Origin of the sequence: Streptococcus sp. 5346 (assembly GCF_013277455.1) — a bacterium.
Classification (GTDB): Bacteria; Bacillota; Bacilli; order Lactobacillales; family Streptococcaceae; genus Streptococcus.
In genome coordinates, this window is sequence record NZ_VMMY01000026.1 from 1 (window position 1) to 753 (window position 753).

Genomic DNA, 753 nt, shown 5'->3' on the forward strand with positions numbered 1-753 from the left:
TCGATCCCGTTAACTCCCAAAGGTCCCGTAGTGTAGCGGTTATCACGTCGCCCTGTCACGGCGAAGATCGCGGGTTCGATTCCCGTCGGGACCGTTTAAGATAACGGAAGTTATTTTAGACTCGTTAGCTCAGTTGGTAGAGCAATTGACTTTTAATCAATGGGTCACTGGTTCGAGCCCAGTACGGGTCATATATGCGGGTTTGGCGGAATTGGCAGACGCACCAGATTTAGGATCTGGCGCTTAACGGCGTGGGGGTTCAAGTCCCTTAACCCGCATTAAGATATAATAAATGAGCCGGCTTAGCTCAGTTGGTAGAGCATCTGATTTGTAATCAGAGGGTCGCGTGTTCAAGTCATGTAGCCGGCATTTTTAGATAGAAGAAAATAGTGCGAACGTAGTTCAGTGGTAGAACACCACCTTGCCAAGGTGGGGGTCGCGGGTTCGAATCCCGTCGTTCGCTTAGAGAGGCCGGGGTGGCGGAACTGGCAGACGCACAGGACTTAAAATCCTGCGATTGGTAACGATCGTACCGGTTCGATTCCGGTCCTCGGCATAATATAATGAGCACCCTTAGCTCAACTGGATAGAGTACCTGACTACGAATCAGGCGGTTAGAGGTTCGACTCCTCTAGGGTGCATTTTTCTATTTAACTCGGGAAGTAGCTCAGCTTGGTAGAGTACTTGGTTTGGGACCAAGGTGTCGCAGGTTCGAATCCTGTCTTCCCGATATATGGCGGTGTAGCTCAGCTG

Annotated in this window: 8 tRNA genes; all 8 read left to right on the forward strand. The window is 50.5% G+C overall.

From position 1 onward, the window contains the following. Nucleotides 1-21 precede the first annotated feature (21 nt). The 8 genes from HT732_RS10085 (at nucleotide 22) to HT732_RS10120 (ending at nucleotide 730) form a co-directional block, all read left to right on the forward strand. Nucleotides 22-94 (forward strand) — tRNA-Asp (locus HT732_RS10085). Between the two features lie 24 nt (nucleotides 95-118). Beyond that, a tRNA-Lys gene (locus HT732_RS10090) sits at nucleotides 119-191 on the forward strand. A gap of 5 nt (nucleotides 192-196) precedes the next feature. Next, nucleotides 197-278 (forward strand) — tRNA-Leu (locus tag HT732_RS10095). A gap of 18 nt (nucleotides 279-296) precedes the next feature. Beyond that, nucleotides 297-369: transfer RNA gene (locus HT732_RS10100), tRNA-Thr, on the forward strand. A 22-nt stretch (nucleotides 370-391) separates the two neighbouring features. Further along, nucleotides 392-463, forward strand: a tRNA-Gly gene (locus HT732_RS10105). 7 nt (nucleotides 464-470) lie between these two features. Next, a tRNA-Leu gene (locus HT732_RS10110) sits at nucleotides 471-556 on the forward strand. 11 nt (nucleotides 557-567) lie between these two features. Beyond that, nucleotides 568-641 (forward strand) — tRNA-Arg (locus HT732_RS10115). 15 nt (nucleotides 642-656) lie between these two features. Then, nucleotides 657-730: transfer RNA gene (locus tag HT732_RS10120), tRNA-Pro, on the forward strand. Nucleotides 731-753 lie beyond the last annotated feature (23 nt).